This window comes from Streptomyces kronopolitis, assembly GCF_014646275.1.
GTDB lineage: Bacteria > Actinomycetota > Actinomycetes > Streptomycetales > Streptomycetaceae > Streptomyces > Streptomyces kronopolitis.
The window spans coordinates 99,286-117,732 of record NZ_BMND01000023.1; the positions used below are offsets into that span (position 1 = coordinate 99,286).

20 protein-coding genes are annotated in these 18,447 nt (G+C 72.5%); 13 read left to right on the forward strand and 7 right to left on the reverse strand.

Features of this window, described 5'->3' with window-relative positions; translation table 11 throughout:
• Positions 1 to 92: 92 nt before the first annotated feature.
• From IEY78_RS23340 to IEY78_RS23350, 3 genes are all read right to left on the reverse strand, one after another.
• Entirely contained in the window at positions 93 to 1,193 is a 1,101-nt protein-coding gene (locus IEY78_RS23340) for a S1C family serine protease (RefSeq protein WP_189101305.1), read from the reverse strand.
• A 179-nt stretch (positions 1,194 to 1,372) separates the two neighbouring features.
• A complete protein-coding gene (locus tag IEY78_RS23345; protein WP_189101307.1) occupies positions 1,373 to 2,398 on the reverse strand; it encodes a LacI family DNA-binding transcriptional regulator in 1,026 nt (341 codons plus the stop codon).
• A 24-nt stretch (positions 2,399 to 2,422) separates the two neighbouring features.
• Positions 2,423 to 3,268: a response regulator transcription factor gene (locus IEY78_RS23350; protein ID WP_189101309.1), complete on the reverse strand. Its 846-nt coding sequence runs from the start codon at positions 3,266 to 3,268 to the stop codon at positions 2,423 to 2,425.
• 247 nt (positions 3,269 to 3,515) lie between these two features.
• Here IEY78_RS23350 and IEY78_RS23355 point away from each other — a divergent pair, with 247 nt between their 5' ends.
• Positions 3,516 to 4,379 carry an alpha/beta hydrolase family protein gene (locus tag IEY78_RS23355; protein WP_189101311.1) on the forward strand — a complete coding sequence of 288 codons (864 nt, stop codon included), beginning with the start codon at positions 3,516 to 3,518 and terminating at the stop codon, positions 4,377 to 4,379.
• A 43-nt stretch (positions 4,380 to 4,422) separates the two neighbouring features.
• On the opposite strand, the gene IEY78_RS23360 is transcribed toward IEY78_RS23355, so the two are convergent.
• Together IEY78_RS23360 and IEY78_RS23365 are read right to left on the reverse strand one after the other, a co-directional pair.
• Positions 4,423 to 6,324 (reverse strand): ABC transporter ATP-binding protein, encoded by a 1,902-nt coding sequence (locus tag IEY78_RS23360; RefSeq protein ID WP_189101355.1) that lies wholly within the window; start codon positions 6,322 to 6,324, stop codon positions 4,423 to 4,425.
• Between the two features lie 104 nt (positions 6,325 to 6,428).
• On the reverse strand, positions 6,429 to 8,162 hold the full coding sequence (locus IEY78_RS23365; protein ID WP_189101313.1) for an ABC transporter ATP-binding protein: 1,734 nt from the start codon (positions 8,160 to 8,162) through the stop codon (positions 6,429 to 6,431).
• Between the two features lie 237 nt (positions 8,163 to 8,399).
• Between IEY78_RS23365 and IEY78_RS23370 the strand changes: the two genes are divergently transcribed.
• From IEY78_RS23370 to IEY78_RS23395, 7 genes are all read left to right on the forward strand, one after another.
• Positions 8,400 to 8,645 carry a MoaD/ThiS family protein gene (locus IEY78_RS23370; protein ID WP_285504595.1) on the forward strand — a complete coding sequence of 82 codons (246 nt, stop codon included), beginning with the start codon at positions 8,400 to 8,402 and terminating at the stop codon, positions 8,643 to 8,645.
• Positions 8,646 to 8,655: 10 nt separating this feature from the next.
• Entirely contained in the window at positions 8,656 to 10,092 is a 1,437-nt protein-coding gene (locus IEY78_RS23375) for a hypothetical protein (RefSeq protein ID WP_189101317.1), read from the forward strand.
• A 206-nt stretch (positions 10,093 to 10,298) separates the two neighbouring features.
• A complete protein-coding gene (locus IEY78_RS23380) occupies positions 10,299 to 11,000 on the forward strand; it encodes an LmeA family phospholipid-binding protein (RefSeq protein ID WP_189101319.1) in 702 nt (233 codons plus the stop codon).
• Positions 11,001 to 11,259: 259 nt separating this feature from the next.
• The gene (locus tag IEY78_RS35185; RefSeq protein WP_350252853.1) at positions 11,260 to 11,367 is read left to right on the forward strand and encodes a putative leader peptide; all 108 of its coding nucleotides are present in this window, start codon (positions 11,260 to 11,262) and stop codon (positions 11,365 to 11,367) included.
• Between the two features lie 168 nt (positions 11,368 to 11,535).
• A complete protein-coding gene (locus tag IEY78_RS23385) occupies positions 11,536 to 12,381 on the forward strand; it encodes a sulfurtransferase (RefSeq protein ID WP_189101321.1) in 846 nt (281 codons plus the stop codon).
• A gap of 40 nt (positions 12,382 to 12,421) precedes the next feature.
• Complete coding sequence (locus tag IEY78_RS23390; protein ID WP_189101324.1) at positions 12,422 to 12,709, forward strand: DUF1416 domain-containing protein; 288 nt, start codon at positions 12,422 to 12,424, stop codon at positions 12,707 to 12,709.
• Between the two features lie 161 nt (positions 12,710 to 12,870).
• Complete coding sequence (locus IEY78_RS23395) at positions 12,871 to 13,158, forward strand: DUF3099 domain-containing protein (protein ID WP_189101326.1); 288 nt, start codon at positions 12,871 to 12,873, stop codon at positions 13,156 to 13,158.
• A gap of 35 nt (positions 13,159 to 13,193) precedes the next feature.
• Here the strand turns inward: IEY78_RS23395 and IEY78_RS23400 are convergent, their stop codons facing one another.
• Positions 13,194 to 13,559 carry a DsrE family protein gene (locus tag IEY78_RS23400; RefSeq protein WP_033266312.1) on the reverse strand — a complete coding sequence of 122 codons (366 nt, stop codon included), beginning with the start codon at positions 13,557 to 13,559 and terminating at the stop codon, positions 13,194 to 13,196.
• A 295-nt stretch (positions 13,560 to 13,854) separates the two neighbouring features.
• Here IEY78_RS23400 and IEY78_RS23405 point away from each other — a divergent pair, with 295 nt between their 5' ends.
• The 3 genes from IEY78_RS23405 (at position 13,855) to ygfZ (ending at position 15,965) form a co-directional block, all read left to right on the forward strand.
• A complete protein-coding gene (locus IEY78_RS23405; RefSeq protein WP_189101328.1) occupies positions 13,855 to 14,442 on the forward strand; it encodes a heme-binding beta-barrel domain-containing protein in 588 nt (195 codons plus the stop codon).
• Between the two features lie 73 nt (positions 14,443 to 14,515).
• The gene (locus IEY78_RS23410; protein ID WP_189101330.1) at positions 14,516 to 14,953 is read left to right on the forward strand and encodes a Fur family transcriptional regulator; all 438 of its coding nucleotides are present in this window, start codon (positions 14,516 to 14,518) and stop codon (positions 14,951 to 14,953) included.
• Between the two features lie 31 nt (positions 14,954 to 14,984).
• Positions 14,985 to 15,965: a CAF17-like 4Fe-4S cluster assembly/insertion protein YgfZ gene (gene ygfZ, locus IEY78_RS23415; RefSeq protein WP_189101332.1), complete on the forward strand. Its 981-nt coding sequence runs from the start codon at positions 14,985 to 14,987 to the stop codon at positions 15,963 to 15,965.
• A gap of 21 nt (positions 15,966 to 15,986) precedes the next feature.
• Here ygfZ and dtd read toward each other — a convergent pair whose 3' ends face one another.
• Positions 15,987 to 16,412, reverse strand: coding sequence for a D-aminoacyl-tRNA deacylase (dtd, locus tag IEY78_RS23420; protein WP_189101334.1), 426 nt, complete (start codon positions 16,410 to 16,412; stop codon positions 15,987 to 15,989).
• Positions 16,413 to 16,782: 370 nt separating this feature from the next.
• Here dtd and IEY78_RS23425 point away from each other — a divergent pair, with 370 nt between their 5' ends.
• Both IEY78_RS23425 and IEY78_RS23430 read left to right on the forward strand, forming a co-directional pair.
• Entirely contained in the window at positions 16,783 to 17,328 is a 546-nt protein-coding gene (locus tag IEY78_RS23425) for an RsiG family protein (protein ID WP_189101336.1), read from the forward strand.
• A 47-nt stretch (positions 17,329 to 17,375) separates the two neighbouring features.
• Entirely contained in the window at positions 17,376 to 18,395 is a 1,020-nt protein-coding gene (locus IEY78_RS23430) for an asparaginase (RefSeq protein WP_189101338.1), read from the forward strand.
• Positions 18,396 to 18,447: the final 52 nt, after the last annotated feature.

An 18,447-nucleotide genomic window follows, 5' to 3' on the forward strand; every position in this document is an offset into this window, starting at 1 on the left:
TGCACGACCGGGTGCCTCCCGCCGGGCGGCGCGTGGCGTCTCGTACCGGGGCAGGGCGGGACGGGGACCTCCCGGGGAGGGAGGGGCGGGGGTCAGACGCCGTTGCTTCCGCCGCTCCCGCCGCCGCGCAGGGAGTCGAGGTCGGCCTTGACGGTGTTGATCGGGATGGCGAAGCCCAGGCCGATGCTGCCCGCCGAGTCACTCTGGCCCGAACTCGGCGCGTACATGGCCGAGTTGATGCCGATGATCTGGCCCTGCATATTGATCAGGGCGCCGCCGGAGTTGCCCGGGTTGAGCGAGGCGTCGGTCTGTATCGCCTTGTAGGAGGTCTTCGAGGAGCCGGTGTCGCCGTTGAACTGCCGCCCGCCGAACTCGAACGGCCAGCCGCCGTCGCCGCCGTTACCGCCGCCCCCGTTGCCCTGCCGGCCCTGGCTCTCCTCCTTGGGAACGGTGACGTCCCGGTTGAGCGCGGAGACGATGCCGCTGGTCACCGAGCCGGTCAGCCCCTCGGGCGAGCCGATCGCCACGACCCCGTCGCCCACCGCGACCTTGTCGGAGTCGCCGAGCTGGGCCGCGGTCAGGTTCTTGGCACCGCTGACCTTGACCATCGCCAGGTCCTTGTCGGGGTCGGTGCCGACGACCTCGGCCTTCTTCTTGCTGCCGTCGCTGAAGGTGACGGTCACCGTGCTCGCGCCGGACACCACGTGGTTGTTGGTGACGATCTCGCCGTTGCTGGTGACCACCACGCCGGAGCCGGTGGACTCCCCGCCCGCGGTCCGGGCCTTGATCTCCACGATCGCCGGGCTGACGGCCTTGGCCACCCCGGAGACCCCGCTGCCGCTGGGCTTGTCGCCCGCGTTGACCAGCGGGGTGGAGGCGGTGTTCTGCGTCGCCCGGCCGGTGGCGTCGGCGATCAGCGCCGCGCTGCCGCCGCCGATGAGGCCGGAGATGAGGGCCACCGCCGCGATCAGCGCGACCGGGCGGCGGGGCCGCCTCCGTGTGGGAGGCGCGTACGGGGGCGGCGGTGGCACCGCCTGCCCCGTGTCGCCCGGGACGCCGTAGGCACCCTGAGCGTGCCGGTCGTGCTCGCCGCCGTACCCGAAGGTGGCGTGACCGGAGTTGTCGGACTCGCCGTACGGGGACGGACGGTCCTGGGGCATCTCATCGCCGCTTCGGCGGTAGTTCTCGCTCATGTCGAAAACTCTGCGCCCGGTGCATGAGAACCGGCTGAGAGCGTGCTGAGAGACCCGACAGAAGTGGGTATGCCCGATATAAAGCCACCGGGCCCGGGGAGGGTTCGGCGCCGTGCACCGGGCACCCGGCCCGTACCTGGCGCCCGGCCCGTACCGGGCTCTCAGCTCGTACCGGGCGCTCAGCCGCCGCAGCCGCAGGAGCGCCGGACCACCAGCCGCGACGGGAACTGCCGCAGCCGCTCGCGGCGGGAGCCGACCACCCGCAGCCCGTCGTCCAGCACCAGATCGACCGCCGCGCGCGCCATCGCCTCGCGGTCCGAGGCGACGGTGGTCAGCGGCGGGTCGGTCAGCGCCGCCTCCTTGACGTCGTCGAAGCCCGCGACCGCCAGCTCGCCGGGCACATCGATGCGCAGCTCGCGGGCGGCCCGCAGCACCCCGATCGCCTGGTCGTCGGTGGCGCACATGATGGCCGGCGGCCGCTGCGGCCCGGCCAGCAGCTTCAGCGCGACCTGGTAGGCGTCGTAGCGGTTGTACAGCGCCTGGAAGTAGCGCCCCTCGGTGGACTTCTGGGACTCGTGCATGGCCCGCCGCCAGCCCTCGACATGGTCGGTGACCGGGTCGCCGGACTTCGGGGTCTCCTCCGTGCCGCCGAGGAAGGCGACGTAGGGGTGGCCGTGCTCCAGCAGATGCCGGGTCGCCAGCTGCGCGCCCCAGATGTCGTCGGTCATCACCGCGACGTCGTCGATGGCGTCCGGCCGGCGGTGCAGCAGCACCACCCGGGCGTCCCAGGCGTCGATCTCGGCGGCCGCGTGCTCGCTGGGGCCCTGGCTGATGAGGATCAGCCCGGACACCCGCATCCCGAGGAAGGCGCGCAGATAGTGCACCTCGCGCTCGTCGAGGTAGTTGGCGTTGCCGACCAGGACCATCTTCCCGCGCTCGGCGGCGGCCTGTTCGACGGCGTGCGCCATCTCCGCGAAGAACGGCTGCCGGGTGTCCGGCACGATCAGACCTATGAGGTCGGTACGGCGGGACGCCATCGCCTGCGCCACCCGGTCCGGCCGGTAGCCGAGCTCCTGGATGGCGGCGAGTACCCGCTCGCGCGTGGCCGGGGCGACCGGCCGTGGTCCGTTGTTGATGACGTAACTGACAACGGCGGTGGACGTACCCGCCAGTCTTGCCACATCATCCCGCGTCACCTTGGCCACGCGCGGCAGTCTACGCGGGTGGTGCTACCGGCGGGCAGGCTGCGGGGCGGGGGATTCCGCGCCGGCGCCGGCCGCCTTCGCCGCGCCGTCACCACCCGGTGCGCCCCGGTCGTCGCGCCGCGCCGCGGCCGGGGTCCCCGAGGACTCGGCCGTCTTCACCGCCTCGCTCCTGCCCTTGCCCTCGCCCGACCGCTCCGGCTTCTCCGGCACCACGAAGCGGTAGCCGACGTTGCGGACCGTGCCGATCAGCGACTCGTGCTCGGGGCCGAGCTTGGCGCGCAGCCGCCGGACGTGGACGTCGACCGTCCGCGTGCCGCCGAAGTAGTCGTAGCCCCAGACCTCCTGGAGGAGCTGGGCGCGGGTGAAGACCCGGCCCGGGTGCTGCGCCAGGTACTTCAGCAGCTCGAACTCCTTGAAGGTCAGGTCCAGGACCCGGCCCTTGAGCTTCGCGCTGTAGGTCGCCTCGTCCACCGAGAGATCGCCGTTGCGGATCTCCATCGGGCCGTCGTCGGTGGTGATCTGCTGGCGGCCCATGGCCAGCCGCAGCCGGGCCTCGACCTCGGCGGGGCCCGCGGTGTCCAGCAGGACGTCGTCCACGCCCCAGTCGGCGGTGACGGCGGCCAGCCCGCCCTCGGTGACGACCAGCACCAGCGGGCAGCCGGGTCCGGTGGACCGCAGCAGCTGGCACAGGGACCGTACGTGGGGCAGGTCGCGGCGGCCGTCGATCAGTATGACGTCGGCCCCGGGGGTGTCGATGAGTGCTGGTCCCTCGGCAGGGGCCACCCGCACGCTGTGCAGCAGCAGACCGAGCGCGGGGAGCACCTCCGTCGACGGCTGGAGTGCATTGGTCAGCAGCAGGAGTGAACTCACGTGCGACCACCTGCCCGGTTCTCGGGTCGAATCACCCTGTGCGGTGTGCGGTCCTGCCTGCTTCGCTCGCCCATGACGTCTGGTTCCTCCTCGGTCCCTGCGACGGGGGCATCCCCGGCCTCGGCCGGGGTGTCTGCGGCACTGCTTCGTACGGGGTCCTTTCAGCCGCGCTGGCACGTGGCTGAAAGCACAAAAGGATCCGGGGGCAACGCTGCCCGGATCCTTCCTGCCCAGCAGAATAGCTCACATGACTCCCGGACCCGAGGCCGATTTTGCGCGATCTTGTGTTCCCTCGATCACTTCGAGTGGTCAGCGGGTGTGCCTGTTGACCTCCGACGGGGTCCGGATCGAGGCCGCCCACACCCCCCGCCGGGCCCGGAACGAAGCGGCTTCCGGCGCCTGCGCCGACGCCCCGGCGATCGTCCTCGCGCACGGCTTCACGGGGGCACTGGACCGCCCCGCACTCCGTCGGGCGGCCGCCGCGTTTTCCCAGCATGCGGACGTGATCACGTTCTCTTTCCGTGGACATGGCGGGTCCGGCGGACGCTCCACGGTCGGCGACCGCGAGGTGGAGGACCTGGCCGCCGCGGTCCGCTGGGCCCGCGCCCTGGGCCACCGCCGGGTCGCCACCGTCGGCTTCTCCATGGGCGGCTCGGTCGTCCTGCGGCACGCGGCCCTGCACGGCCCGGGGGCGCACGACGAGCGCACCGGTGCGCACCCCGACACGGCCGTCTCGGTCAGCGCCCCGGCCCGCTGGTACTACCGCGGCACCGCGTCCATGCGCCGCGTCCACTGGGCCATCACCCGCCCCGGCGGACGGCTCGTCGCCCGGTTCGGGCTGGGCACCCGGATCCACCCCGAGGACTGGGACCCGGTCCCGCTCTCCCCCACCGAGGCCGTGCCGCTGATCGCGCCCACGCCGCTGCTGCTGGTCCACGGCGACCGCGACCCGTATTTCCCGCTCGATCATCCGCGGATGCTGAGCGCGGCCGCCGACCCCGCGACGGCGGAACTGTGGATCGAGCCGGGCTTCGGGCACGCGGAGAACGCGGCGGGGCCGGAGCTGCTGGGGCGGATCGGGGAGTGGATCGCAGCCCGCATTCCGGCCTAGCGGTGCCGTCCGGCCCGCCACCGTGGCGGGCCGGCCGCCGCGCTCACTCCGTCTCGGCCACCGGCTCGGCGAACTGCGCCGCGTACAGGCGGGCGTAGGCGCCGCCCGCGGCCAGCAGGGCGTCGTGGGGGCCCTGCTCGACGATCGCGCCGTTCTCCATCACCAGGATCACGTCGGCGTCGCGGATGGTGGAGAGCCGGTGGGCGATGACGAAGCTGGTGCGGCCGCTGCGGAGCCGGGCCATCGCGTGCTGGATGAGCACCTCGGTGCGGGTGTCGACCGAGCTGGTGGCCTCGTCCAGGACCAGGATGGCCGGTTCGGCGAGGAAGGCCCGGGCGATGGTGATCAGCTGCTTCTCACCGACCGAGACATTGCCGCCCTCGTCGTCGAGCACCGTGTCGTAACCGTCCGGCAGGGTGCGCACGAAGCGGTCGACGTGGGTGGCCCGGGCGGCCGCCACGATCTTGTCCAGGGGGGTGCCTGCGGGGGCTCCGTAGGCGATGTTCTCCGCGATCGTGCCGCCGAAGAGCCAGGTGTCCTGGAGGACCATGCCGATGTGGGAGCGCAGCTCCTCGCGCGCCATGCCGGCGATGTCCGTGCCGTCGAGGGTGATCCGGCCGCCGCGCACCTCGTAGAAGCGCATCAGCAGATTGACGAGCGTGGTCTTGCCGGCGCCCGTGGGGCCGACGATGGCCACCGTCTGCCCGGGGTGGACAGCTAGCGACAGGCCCTCGATCAGCGGCTTGTCGGCGGCGTAGTGGAAGGTGACGTCCTCGAACTCGACGCGGCCCTCGACCCGCTCGGGCCGGGCCGGGCGGGCGGCGTCGGGCTCCTGCTCTGCGGCGTCGAGGAGTTCGAAGACCCGCTCGGCGGAGGCCACGCCGGACTGGACGAGGTTGGCCATCGAGGCGACCTGGGTGAGCGGCTGGCTGAACTGCCGGGAGTACTGGACGAAGGCCTGGACGTCACCGATGGACAGCGCCCCGGAGGCGACCCGCAGACCGCCGACGACCGCCACCAGGACGTAGTTCAGATTGCCGATGAACATCATCGCGGGCTGGATGATGCCGGAGATGAACTGGGCCCGGAAGCCGGCGTCGTACAGCGCGTCGTTCTGCTCGCGGAACAGCTCGGCGGACTCCCGCTGGCGGCCGAAGACCTTCACCAGGCTGTGGCCGGTGTACATCTCCTCGATGTGCGCGTTGAGCTTGCCGGTGGTCTTCCACTGCTGGACGAACTGCGGCTGGGCCCGCTTGCCGACCTTGGTGGCGACGAGGATCGAGACCGGGACCGTGACCAGGGCGACCAGCGCCAGCAGCCACGAGATCCAGAACATCATCAGCAGCACGCCGACGATGGTCAGCAGCGAGGCCACGATCTGGCTGAGGGTCTGCTGCAGCGTCTGCTGGATGTTGTCGATGTCGTTGGTGGCGCGGGAGAGCACCTCGCCGCGCTGCTGCCGGTCGAAGTAGCTCAGCGGCAGCCGTGCCAGCTTCTCCTCGACCTGCTCGCGCAGCCGGAAGACCGTGCGCTGGACGACGCGGGTGGCGATCCGGGCCTGGACGAAGCCGAACACCGTGGCGCCCAGGTAGATCACGGCGGCCCAGAGCAGGACCCCGCCGACGGCACCGAAGTCGATGCCCTGGCCGGGGACGACCGGCATCGCGCCGAGCATGTCGGCGAGCCCGCCCTGGCCATGGGCGCGCAGCTGCGCCATCGCCTGGGCCTTGGTGAGGCCCTCGGGCAGCCGGCGGCCGATGACGCCGGACATGATCAGGTCGGTGGCCCGGCCGAGGACCTTGGGGCCCACCACCGTCAGCGCCACGCTGGCGACGGCCAGCACCAGCCCGAAGCCGATGACGCCGCGCTCGGGCCGCATCTGGGACAGCAGCCGCTTGCCGGAGCCCTTGAAGTCCATGGACTTCTCGGTGGGCTGGCCGCCCATCATCCGGCCCGGCCCGACCGCCGGGGCCGGGCCTCTCCGGGGCGCCGGGGCGCTCTGCTCGTCGGCTGCCGGGGCCTTGGCGGCCGGCGCCCTGTCCGCGGTGGTCACGCCGCCTCCTGCTCGGTGAGCTGGGAGAGCACGATCTCCCGGTAGGTCTCGTTGCCGGCCATCAGCTCGGTGTGGGTACCGGTGCCGACGACCCGGCCCTCGTCCAGGACGACGATCCGGTCGGCCCCGCGGATCGTGGCGACCCGCTGGGCGACGATCACCACCGTCGCGCGGTCGGTCTCCCGGGACAGCGCGGCCCGCAGCGCCGCGTCCGTCGCGTAGTCCAGCGCGGAGAAGGAGTCGTCGAAGAGGTAGATCTCGGGCCGGCGCACCAGCGCCCGCGCGATGGCCAGCCGCTGCCGCTGGCCGCCGGAGACATTGCCGCCGCCCTGCGCGACGGGGGCCGCCAGCCCGCCCTCCATCCGCTCGACGAACTCCCGGGCCTGGGCGGTCTCCAGCGCCTGCCACAGCTCCTCGTCGGTGGCGTCCGGATTGCCGTAGCGCAGGTTGCTGGCGACGGTGCCGGAGAAGAGGTACGGCTTCTGCGGGACCAGGCCTATGGTCCGGGCCAGCGTCTCCGGGTCGAGGGTGCGGACGTCCTCGCCGTCCACCAGGACCGCGCCGCCGGTCGCGTCGAACAGCCGCGGGACGAGCCCCAGCAGGGTCGACTTGCCCGAGCCCGTCGAGCCGATGACGGCGGTGGTCTCGCCGGGGCGGGCGATCAGCGAGATGTCCTTGAGGACCGGCTGCTCGGCACCGGGGAAGCGGAACTCGACGTTGCGCAGTTCCAGTTCGCCGTGCCGGCGCAGCGTGGTGACCGGGTTCTCGGGCGGGATGACGCTGGAGTCGGTCGACAGCACCTCCTGGATGCGCTCGGCGCAGACCTCCGCGCGGGGCAGCATCATCACCATGAATGTCGCCATCATGATCGACATCAGGATGTACATGAGGTAGCTGAGGAAGGCCGTCAGCGCGCCGATCTCCATCTTGTCGGCGTCGATCCGCAGCCCGCCGAACCAGACGACGGCCACGCCGGAGAGGTTCACGATCAGCATGACCAGCGGGAACATCATCGACATCAGCCGGCCGGAGCGCAGCGACATGTCGAACAGATCGGTGTTGGCCCCGGCGAACCGTTCGCGCTCGTAGCCGTCGCGGACGAAGGCGCGGATGACGCGGATGCCGGTGATCTGCTCGCGCAGTACGCGGTTGACGGTGTCGATGCGCTGCTGCACCCCGCGGAAGAGCGGACGCAGCCGGCGCACGATCAGGGAGATCAGCACCGCCAGGACCGGGACGATGACCAGCAGCAGCCCGGACAGCGGCACGTCCTGGTTGAGCGCCATCAGCACGCCGCCGATGCACATGATCGGCGCCGTCACCATCATCGTGAACGTCATCAGCACCAGCATCTGGACCTGCTGGACGTCATTGGTGGTGCGGGTGATCAGCGACGGCGCCCCGAAGGCGCCGATCTCCCGGGCGGAGAAGGACTGCACCCGGTCGAAGACCGCGGCGCGCAGGTCCCGGCCGAGCGCCATGGCCGTCCGGGCGCCGAAGTAGACGGCACCGATCGCGCAGACGATCTGCAGCAGAGTGACGACGATCATGAAGCCGCCGGTGCCCAGGATGTAGCCCGTGTCCCCCTTCACGACACCGTTGTCGATGATGTCGGCGTTGAGGGTCGGCAGATAGAGGGTGGCCAGCGTCTGGATCAGCTGGAGCAGCACGATCAGGGAGAGCGCGCGTCTGTGGGGCCGCAAATGTCCCCGTACAAGTCGGACCAACACACAGTGAGCCTAAGCGAACATGTGCCCAAGGCCACCGAATTTCCCCGGTCCGTCCGTTCGGACCGCAGTCTTTGCCCGATGTTGCCGGAACCGGAGCGGCCGCCGCGTACGCCATCATGGAGGCGGCAACGACGGGGCGCCGGCCACACCGGACGCCCCCGACCGACACGACGCACACGACGCACCGACGTACACGACGAACACGACGAAGAGGCCGCCGTGACAACAACTGGCACCGTGCGCTACTGGGCGGCGGCCAAGGCCGCCGCCGGCACGGCAGAGGAGCCGTACGCGGCGGCGACGCTCGCCGAGGCACTCGACGCGGCGCGGGCGGTGCACGCCGCGAACCCCGAGTTCGCCCGCGTGCTGCTGCGCTGCTCGTTCCTGGTGGACGGCGAGCCGGTCGGCACCCGCGACCACGGGACGGTGCCGCTGGCCGAGGGCGGGACCGTCGAGGTACTGCCGCCGTTCGCGGGAGGGTGAGCACACGATCATGAGCGACAACCAGCCGCAGCACCGCAATCCGTACCCGCCGCAGGACCCCGCCGGCCGGCCGGACCCGTACGGCCGTCCGGACCCTTACGCACCGCAGGACCCGCACGCACCACAGGCCCCGTACGCACCACAGGACCTGTACGCCGCACCGGACCCGTACGCCGCGCAGCCGCAGCAGCCCGCGCCGGGCCCGTACGGCCGGCCGGCGCACGACCCGTCCGCGCAGCAGCCGGGCCACGACCCCTACGGGCAGCAGGCTTACGGGCAGCAGGCGGGGCACGACCCCTACGGGCAGCAGCAGTACGGGCAGCAGGCGTACGGGCGCGATCAGTACGGGCGGGAGGCGTACGGGCAGCAGCAGTACGGACGCCGGCCCCAGCACGCCCGGCCGCAGCCCCAGCAGTCGCAGCACCCGCAGCAGCAACCGCAGCAGCCCCCTCAGCAACAACCGCAGCAGTCCCAGCAGCCCCAGCACCATCAACCGCAGCAGCAGCCGCCCCACGGCCACGACGGCTACCGCATCCCGTCCGCGGAGACCTCGCAGCTGCCCACCCAGCACCAGAGCGCACGGCCGGCCGAGGACCCCTACGGCCGGGCGCACCCCCAGCAGGGCAGGCCGGCGCCCGCCGCCCCCGCGGCCAAGCCGCCGCTGCCCACCCCGCCGGTCTCCAGCGCCCCGCTCGCGGCCAACCAGCGGGCCCGCGCCGAGGGCCGCTCGCCGATCATCCCGCCCGGCATCCAGCCGGCCGCGCTGACCGCCGGGCTCGCTCTGCTGCTGGCGCTGACCGCGCCGCTGGGCCGCCCGGTGCTCGCCGTCCCGGTGGCGCTGCTGCAGGCCGTCACCGCCGCCGGCTGGTTCCGGCTGAACGGCATGTGGCCGGCCCGCCAGGGCATCGCGCTGGCCTTCCTCGCCGGTCTGACCACCGATGTGGCGCTGCTGGCCACCGACCGCGCGAGCGCGCCGCTGGTGGGCATCGGCACGCTCGGCGTGTGGTGCCTGCTCGTTCTCGTCCTCCAGCTGCGCAACCGCAGCAGCGCCGACGAGCGGATGTACGCGCTGACCGCGGGCCTGACCTCGACCGCGCTCGCGGTGCTCGCCGGCGGCCAGCTCGCCGCGAGCGGGCATGCGGTGGTGGTCGGCGCCGCCGGTGCCGCGGTGGCCACCCTCGCCCGTGCGCTGCCGCTGCCCGGCCCCGCCTCGATCGGGGTCTCCCTGGTGGCCGCCGCGGGCGCCGGTATCGCGGCCGGCCAGCTCACCGGCCTCGGGGTGTCCGGGGCGCTGCTGGGCCTGGCGGCCGGCGGCTGCGCCCTGATCGGGCTGCGGGTGGCCAGTTACGACTACCCCTCCCGCTTCGTCCACCTGACGGCCGGGGTGGCCCTGCCGCTGGCCCTGGCCGCCCCCGCGGTCTACGTCCTGGGACGCACCCTGGGGTAACCGCCACAGGAGGCGCACGCGCCGCGGCGTCCCCAGGACTCCCGGCGAAACGGAGCGGCGGCCACCGGAAAGCGCACCCTGCGCCCTCCGGCGGCCGCCGCTCCCGCTTCCCGTTCGGCGTCGTCTAGGCTCCCCCGGAACGCAGGCAGGGGGCCTGCCCGGACGGGTCGGCCGGTATCCGGCCCCGGTGTGGGGGAAGTGGTTCGATGCGTGCACTTCGTGTGCTGCTGTTGGTCGTGGTCATACTCGGCGGGCTCTTCGTGGCGGCCGACCGGGTCGCGGTGAATCTCGCCGAGGACAAGGCCGCGGACAAGATCCGCAGCAGCCAGGGGCTCGACAAGGCCCCGAACGTCGCCATCAAGGGATTCCCGTTCCTGACCCAGATCGCCGGCCGCGACCTCCAGGAGGTCGACGCCGACCTCGGGGGCATCGAGGCCCGCGCCCAGGGCCGTACGCTGCGCATCGACCAGCTGTCGGCGCAGTTCCACGACGTCGCGCTGAGCAGCGACTACACCTCCATCGAGAGCGCCGCCTGGGCGACCGGCAACGCCCGGATCACCTACGCCGACCTGACCCGGGCGGCGGGCGCCGACGTGAAGGTCACCTACGGCGGCCAGAAGAACGGCCGCAGCCAGGTCAAGATCTCGCCGAACATCCCGGTGCTCAGCCAGCTGGACGTGACCGGCTCCATCTCCGTCGTGCACGGCGACACCGTCCGGCTGCGGGCCGACGGACTCCCCTCGGTGTGCAAGGCCCTCCCGGGCTGCGAGGCCAAGGTCCGCGCCCGGACGGACCACGACTGGAAGCTGGACCAGCTGCCCGGCAACCTGAAGCTGGAGAAGGTCGTGACGATGCCCGACGGCATCTCGATCTCGGCCTCCGGCAAGAACGTCAAGCTTCCCGGCTGACCGGCCGCCGCCGGCGGGCCGCCCCACCGGCCCGCCGGGGCCGCGCGCGCCACCGCGCCACCGGACAGCCGCCCGGATCAGCCCCGTCCAATCCCTGAGACACCCCGGTCCGTACGCCAGACCCCCCACCGGCGAACGGGCCCCGCGTGCCGCCGGACACCCGCCCGGCGGGCCTCGCCATCCCGCATTGCGGACAATCGCGTCTCGCCATTCGACACGCCGGTGACACGCCCCGCTCTGCCTCCCTACGATCGGAGGCATGCAGAGCTCTTTGAGCGGTCTCCGTCCACGGGGACGTGCGGTACTGACGAAGCGGCGGGCAGTAGACCTGTGCCGCGTCGCCGCCATGCTCTGTCGCCCTGTCTGACGGGCTCTTCCCCGCCCGTCCGCAGCCGGCCGGCCCCTCGGGCCGCCGTCCGCTCATCCCCCGCACCGCGCCCGCCCGGACCACCCGCCCGGAGATCGTCCGCGCGCCCCCGGCGGATCCGCGTGCCACTCTGCAACCGCCCCCGCAACTGCCCCGGAGGAGAACACCATGAGCCGTAGCGACGTCCTCGTAGACGCCGACTGGGTCGAGGCCCACCTGGAGGACCCGAAGGTCGTCCTGGTCGAGGTCGACGAGGACACCTCGGCCTACGACAAGAACCACATCAAGAACGCCGTCCGCATCGACTGGAAGCAGGATCTCCAGGACCCGGTGCGCCGTGACTTCGTCGACCAGGAGGGCTTCGAGAAGCTGCTCTCCGCCAAGGGCATCGGCAACGACGACACGGTCGTCCTCTACGGCGGCAACAACAACTGGTTCGCCTCCTACGCCTACTGGTACTTCAAGCTCTACGGCCACGGCAGCGTCAAGCTGCTCGACGGCGGCCGCAAGAAGTGGGAGCTGGACTCGCGCGACCTGGTCGACGGCTCCGAGGTCCCCCAGCGCCCGGCCACCGACTACAAGGCCAAGGCGCAGAACACCGCCATCCGCGCCTTCCGGGACGACGTCGTCGCCGCGATCGACAACCTCAACCTGGTCGACGTGCGCTCCCCCGACGAGTTCAGCGGCAAGCTGCTCGCCCCGGCGCACCTCCCGCAGGAGCAGTCGCAGCGCCCCGGCCACGTGCCCAGCGCCCGCAACATCCCGTGGTCGAAGAACGCCAACGACGACGGCACCTTCAAGTCGGACGAGGAGCTCAAGGCCCTCTACGAGACGGAGTCCGTGGACCTGGCCAAGGACACCATCGCCTACTGCCGCATCGGTGAGCGCTCCGCGCTCACCTGGTTCGTCCTGCACGAGCTGCTGGACCAGGCGAACGTCAAGAACTACGACGGCTCCTGGACCGAGTACGGCTCGCTGGTCGGCGTGCCGATCGAGCTCGGCGCCGCCAAGTAAGCCCGCAAGCTTCTCCCCGACCCCTCAAGGAAGTACCCCTATGTGTGGAGCACAGGCAGGCGGCCCGGACGCCTCGACCCTCAAGCCCGGCGAGACCACGATCCAGGGCAGCGTGACCCGCGACGGCGAGCCCGTCACCGGTTACGTCCGACTCCTGGACAGCACCGGCGAGTTCACCGCCGAGGTCCCCACCTCCGCGACCGGACAGTTCCGCTTCTACGCGGCCGAGGGCACCTGGACGCTGCGTGCGCTCGTCCCGGGCGGCACCGCGGACCGCACGGTCGTCGCCGAGAAGGGCGGCCTGGCGGAGGTCGCCATCGCCGTCTGACGGCATCGACGGGCCGAAAGGGCCGCACCCCGGAGGTTTGGACGCCTTGATACGGGGGTGCGGCCCTTTTGCCGTGCCCGGCCCCGCACGGCGAGGGCCCGCCCCGGAGCGGGGTCCGCGCCCGACTTCTGTCCGGCCCCGTGCGGACTTACCGTGGAGGCATGGACGCGCACCGCCGGTCGCCCGTACAGCGCCGCCATCTGAGGTACTTCGTCCTGATGGGCGCGTGCCTGGTGCTGTTCGTCCTGGCCTGGGCCGTGGTGCGCCTGTGGTCGGTGCCGGCGGCGGTGGGGATGTGCGTCGTCGCCATGGTGATCCCGCCGGTCGCGGCGATCATCGGAAACCGCCGGGAGCCCGGTGAGCGCTGGTGGGACGAGTCCGGGGACCCGGAGTCCGACCGCTGGTGGCGCGAGCTGGACGACCGGGGGGACGACAAGCACCCCCAGTAGGCCCGCCCGCGCCCGCGGGGCCCAGTAGACCAGCGTCAGTAGACCAGCGCCTGCACGTCGTCCGGCATGATCTCGCTGACGAACACCTGGGCGCCGGCGATCCCGGCCCCCTCGATGAGGTCCTTCTGCTCGATGTCACGCCGGGCCGCGCACTGGGTGCAGACCGTGATGGCCCCGCCGCCGGCCCGGATTCCGTCGATCAGCTCCGGCAGCGGCGCCGCGTGCGGCAGCTCGAACTCCGCCGCCCGCCCCGGCAGCGCGAACCACACCGACTCCCCGGTCAGCCACAACGACACCTCGACGCCGCTGGCGACCGCCACCGCCGCCACCGTGAACGCCTGCGAACACCGCTCGGGCGCGTCCGCGCCCGCCGTCACCTTGATCACGAGCTTCTTCGCCATGGAGGCAAGACTAGGTCCGAAGGGGGCGCGGTGGACCTCACAGCGCCGCTGTCGGCGCCGCCGACTAGACTCGCAGGCGGTCCGTTACCCCCTCACTCCGTTCAAGGAGCGCGCTCGTGCTTGAGGCATTCTTCACCACCCTGCTCGTTCTGGTCGCCGTCGGCGTGCTCGGCTTCGCCGCACTGACCTGGCAGAAGCTCTACCAGGGCCAGCGCTGACCGAGCGCCGGCAGCCCGCCGGCCGAGCACGCCCCGCGCGCCCCTTCCGCCCCCTTCTACAGATCGCCTGAGCGCTCATGATCGAGATCCCGTCCGACCTGAACCCGGCCCTGGTGCCGCTCGCCTTCCTCCTCGGCAAGTGGGAGGGCGCCGGCGTCGCCGACTTCCCCGGCACCGAGAAGTGCAACTTCGGGCAGTCGGTCACCTTCACCCACGACGGCCGTGACTTCCTGGAGTACACCTCGCACAGCTGGGTGCTCGACGGCGAGGGCAAGAAGGTCCGCCCCCTGGAGACCGAGACCGGCTTCTGGCGCATCGACGCCCAGCGCAAGGTCGAGATCGTGATGTGCCGCGACCAGGGCCTGGTGGAGGTCTGGTACGGCGAGCTGGCGGACCAGAAGCCGCAGATCGACCTCGCCACCGACGCCGTCGCCCGCACCGCGGCCTCCGGCCCGTACAGCGGCGGCAAGCGGCTCTACGGCTACGTCAACAGCGACCTGATGTGGGTCGGCGAGAAGTCCACCCCGGACGTCCCGCTGCGGCCCTACATGTCGGCGCATCTGAAGAAGGTCGTCGACCTCCAGGAGTGGGCGGAGAACCTCCCCGAGGACACGGCGGACGGCGTCTCCTTCTTCCGCCCGGACGGCACGCCCTACAACCCGTAAGGGCTCCGGACATCCCGTGAGCCTGCGGGCGGAATCTTCGCCGTCCCGGGGTGGAGCGCCTCATACTGGCGGTGTGGTGACCAAAGACTGGCAGAGCGACCTCCGCAGGCGCGGATACCGCCTGACCCCGCAGCGTCAGCTCGTGCTGGAGGCCGTGGACAGGCTGGAGCACGCCACCCCGGACGACATCCTCACCGAGGTGCGCAAGACGGCGGGCGGGGTGAACATCTCCACCGTCTACCGGACCCTGGAGCTGCTGGAGGAGCTGGGCCTGGTCAGCCACGCCCACCTCGGGCACGGGGCGCCCACCTACCACCTCGCCGACCGCCACCACCACATCCACCTGGTGTGCCGGGACTGCACGGACGTCATCGAGGCGGACCTGTCGGTGGCCGAGCCGTTCACGACGCAGCTGCGCGAACAGTTCGGCTTCGAGACGGACATGAAGCATTTCGCCATCTTCGGGCGCTGCGCCTCCTGCCGGGACAAGGCCGCCGAGGGCGACGGCTGAGGCATTCGCCGACGAGTCGTAGGCTGGGCACATGCTGCGACAAACACCCGCCAGTCCCCTGCTGTCGCTGCCCGGCGCCGTCCCCGCCGAGGCCCCCGACGAAGGCGTCGCGGCGCACTACGGCGACCTCTTCCGTGAGCAGCGCGCGCTCGCCGACGGCTCCGGCTTCGTCGACCTCTCCCACCGCGGCGTGGTCACCGTCACCGGCGCCGAGCGGCTGACCTGGCTGCACCTGCTGCTCACGCAGCACGTCAGCGACCTGACGCCCGGCCACGCCACCGAGGCGCTGATCCTCTCCGCGCACGGCCACATCGAGCACGCCGTCTCCCTCGTCGACGACGGCGAGACGACCTGGATGCACACCGAACCGGGCACCCAGGAGGCGCTGATCGCCTACCTGGAGAGCATGAAGTTCTTCTACCGGGTCGAGGTCGCCGACCGCACCGACGAGATCGCCGTCGTGTATCTGCCGGCCGGCTCCATCGCCGAGGCGCCCGAGCACACCGTCGTCCGCGAGACCCCGCACGGCCGCGACCTGTTCCTGCCGCGCGCCGGGCTGGAGGCCTTCGCCGCCGCGCACGGCCCGGCCATCGGCGTGCTGGCCCTGGAGGCGCTGCGCGTCGAGGCCCACCGCCCGCGGCTGGGCCTGGAGACCGATCACCGCACCATCCCGCACGAGGTGGGCTGGATCGGCAGCGCCGTGCACCTCCAGAAGGGCTGCTACCGCGGCCAGGAGACCGTCGCCCGGGTCCACAACCTCGGCAAGCCGCCGCGCCGGCTGGTCTTCCTGCACCTGGACGGCAGCGAGGTCCATCTGCCGCCGCACGGCACCCCCGTCCGCCTCGCCGCGGACGGCGAGGAGGGCCGCCAGCTCGGCTTCCTGACCACCTCGGCCCGCCATCACGAGCTGGGCCCGATCGCGCTCGCCCTGGTCAAGCGGAACGTCCCGGTCGACGCCCCGCTGATGGCGGGCGGCACCGCCGCGGCGCAGGAGGTCGTCGTCGAGCCCTGAGCCGTGCGCCCGCCGCCGGGGTCAGACCTCGACCAGCACCGTGAACGGCCCGTCGTTGGTGAGCGACACCTTCATGTCGGCCCCGAAGCGGCCGGTCTCCACCTGGGCGCCCAGCGCCCGCAGCCGGGCGACGACCTCGTCGACCAGCGGCTCGGCGACCGGCCCCGGGGCGGCGGCGTTCCAGGTGGGGCGGCGCCCCTTGCGGGCGTCACCGTAGAGAGTGAACTGGCTGATCACCAGGAGCGGCGCCGCGGTGTCCGAGCAGGACTTCTCGCCCTGGAGCAGCCGCACCGACCACAGCTTGCGGGCGAGCTGCGCCGCCTTCTCGGGGGTGTCGTCGTGCGTGACCCCCACCAGCACGCACAGCCCCTCACCGACGACCTCGCCGACCGTCTCGCCCGCCACCTCGACGCGTGCGCCGTCAATCCTCTGCACCACAGCTCGCATACCCGCCATGATGCCGGGCGGGCCGCCCCCTTCGGACAGCAGTGCCCCTACGGGGGCCGTTCGGGTGCCATGCCCCTGCAGAAGGACCGCCCAGAGTGGCACGATGCGTGCACGTGGTGCGTTTCATGGACAACATGCCCAGGACGCGGCACCGGACGAGGGGACGGAACGATTCATGAGCACTCTCGGCGCCGGACAGACACCCGGTCCCGGACCAACCGCCCGCACGACACCGACCGGACGGACGACATCCACCGCCCCCACGACAGACCCAGCCCGTCCGGCCCCCGGCACCCCACCACCCCCCACCGCCCTGACGACGACCACGGCCTCGGCGCGCGCCGAGCCCCCCGGCACGGAGGACGGCCCCATGCTCCCGGCAGGCCAGCCGCAGCACCCCCGCCCCCCGCAGCAGTTCGACCGCTTCCTTCCGGCCACGACTCCCGACCTGTCCGGGCTGGGGCTGCCCGAGCTGCGGGTGGTGCGGCGTGATTCGCAGCAGGAGGAGGCCGATCTGAGCTATCTGCGGCGGCTGTTGCAGGGCCGGATCGACATCCTGCGGGCCGAGATCGCCCGCCGGACCACCTCGCACTCCCCGCTCCTCGACCGGCTCCCGGAGATCCTCACGGACCTGCCGTCGCGGCACCGCTCCTCGGCGCGGCACGTGACGCTCGGGACCCCGCACAGCGAGGAGTACCGCAGGCTGGCCGAGGAGATGCTCGGCGAGGTGGAGCTGTCCGACCTCACCGCGCGCACGGACCAGGAGCTGCACGACGCGATGAGCCGGCTGATCCGCTACGAGCAGCAGGTCTCGCGGCGCCGCCAGTCGCTCCAGCGCACGACCGACGAGTGCAGCGCCGAAATCGCCCGCAGGTACCGTGAAGGCGAAGCTCAAGTAGACGACCTGCTGTCCTGACCGGCCACAAGCCTCCGGGGGCACGGGTCACTCCCGGAAGGCCACCGATGACCTCGCCCACTCCGATACCCGAGCCGAACCCGGGCTCCGCCGCGTCCCCGGTCTCGGGGGCGGCGGCGCCCCGCACGGCGCACCCCGTCCTCGCCGAGGTCGTCCGCTCCGGCTTCGTCGAGGGACTGCACCGCGGCTCGCTGGTGGTCCTGGCGGCCGACGGCAGCGTGGACTGGTCGCTGGGCGAGGTCACCGAGCCGGTCTTCCCCCGCTCGACGAACAAGCCGATGCAGGCCGCGGCGGTGCTGCGGGCGGGCCTGGACCTCTCCGGCGAGCGGCTGGCACTGGCCGCCGCGAGCCACTCCGGCGAGCCGTTCCACCTCGCGCTGGTGCGGACCGTGCTGGCCGAGCACGGCCTGACCGCCGACCAGCTCCAGACGCCGCCGGACCTGCCGCTGGACCCGGAGGAGGCGGAGGCCTACCTCGCCGCGGGCCACACCCGCGACCGCCTCACCATGAACTGCTCGGGCAAGCACGCCGCCATGCTGGCCGCCTCCGCCCTGAACGGCTGGCCCCTCGACTCGTACCTCGACCAGGACCATCCGCTCCAGCAGCTGGTGGCCGACGGGGTCCGCACCGCCGCCGGCGAGGACGTCGCCCACATCGGCACGGACGGCTGCGGCGCGCCCCTGCTCTCGCTGTCGCTGACCGGCCTGGCCCGCGCCTTCCGGCACTTCGTGCTGGCCGGGCCCGGCACCGCGGAGCGGCGGGTCGCGGACGCGATGCGCGCCCACCCCGAGTACGTCGCCGGCACCCGCCGCCCCGACACCTGGCTGATGCAGGCGCTGCCCGGCACGCTCGCCAAGATGGGCGCCGAGGCCGTCCAGGCGCTGGCCCTGCCCGACGGCCGCGCCCTGGCCTTCAAGATCGACGACGGCGCCACCCGCACCCTCGGCCCGGTCCTCGCCCGCACCCTGCGCCTCATGGGCGTCGACGCCCCCGTGCTCTCCCGGCTCGCGGACGCCCCGCTGTTCGGCGGCGGCGCCCGGGTGGGCGAGATCCGCGCCGGCTTCTGAGCGGCGAGGCCGGGGGCCGGGCGGAGGGCGACCGTCGCCCGGCCCGGCCGGT

Bases quoted from the DNA above. Each gene is read 5' to 3' on its own strand.
- IEY78_RS23340 (WP_189101305.1), bottom strand. From the start codon at position 1,193: ATGAGCGAGAACTACCGCCGAAGCGGCGATGAGATGCCCCAGGACCGT.
- IEY78_RS23355 (WP_189101311.1), top strand. From the start codon at position 3,516: ATGACTCCCGGACCCGAGGCCGATTTTGCGCGATCTTGTGTTCCCTCG.
- IEY78_RS23360 (WP_189101355.1), bottom strand. From the start codon at position 6,324: ATGGGCGGCCAGCCCACCGAGAAGTCCATGGACTTCAAGGGCTCCGGC.
- IEY78_RS23375 (WP_189101317.1), top strand. From the start codon at position 8,656: ATGAGCGACAACCAGCCGCAGCACCGCAATCCGTACCCGCCGCAGGAC.
- IEY78_RS23380 (WP_189101319.1), top strand. From the start codon at position 10,299: ATGCGTGCACTTCGTGTGCTGCTGTTGGTCGTGGTCATACTCGGCGGG.
- IEY78_RS35185 (WP_350252853.1), top strand. From the start codon at position 11,260: ATGCAGAGCTCTTTGAGCGGTCTCCGTCCACGGGGACGTGCGGTACTG.
- IEY78_RS23385 (WP_189101321.1), top strand. From the start codon at position 11,536: ATGAGCCGTAGCGACGTCCTCGTAGACGCCGACTGGGTCGAGGCCCAC.
- IEY78_RS23390 (WP_189101324.1), top strand. From the start codon at position 12,422: ATGTGTGGAGCACAGGCAGGCGGCCCGGACGCCTCGACCCTCAAGCCC.
- IEY78_RS23395 (WP_189101326.1), top strand. From the start codon at position 12,871: ATGGACGCGCACCGCCGGTCGCCCGTACAGCGCCGCCATCTGAGGTAC.
- IEY78_RS23400 (WP_033266312.1), bottom strand. From the start codon at position 13,559: ATGGCGAAGAAGCTCGTGATCAAGGTGACGGCGGGCGCGGACGCGCCC.
- IEY78_RS23405 (WP_189101328.1), top strand. From the start codon at position 13,855: ATGATCGAGATCCCGTCCGACCTGAACCCGGCCCTGGTGCCGCTCGCC.
- ygfZ (WP_189101332.1), top strand. From the start codon at position 14,985: ATGCTGCGACAAACACCCGCCAGTCCCCTGCTGTCGCTGCCCGGCGCC.
- dtd (WP_189101334.1), bottom strand. From the start codon at position 16,412: ATGCGAGCTGTGGTGCAGAGGATTGACGGCGCACGCGTCGAGGTGGCG.
- IEY78_RS23425 (WP_189101336.1), top strand. From the start codon at position 16,783: ATGCTCCCGGCAGGCCAGCCGCAGCACCCCCGCCCCCCGCAGCAGTTC.
- IEY78_RS23430 (WP_189101338.1), top strand. From the start codon at position 17,376: ATGACCTCGCCCACTCCGATACCCGAGCCGAACCCGGGCTCCGCCGCG.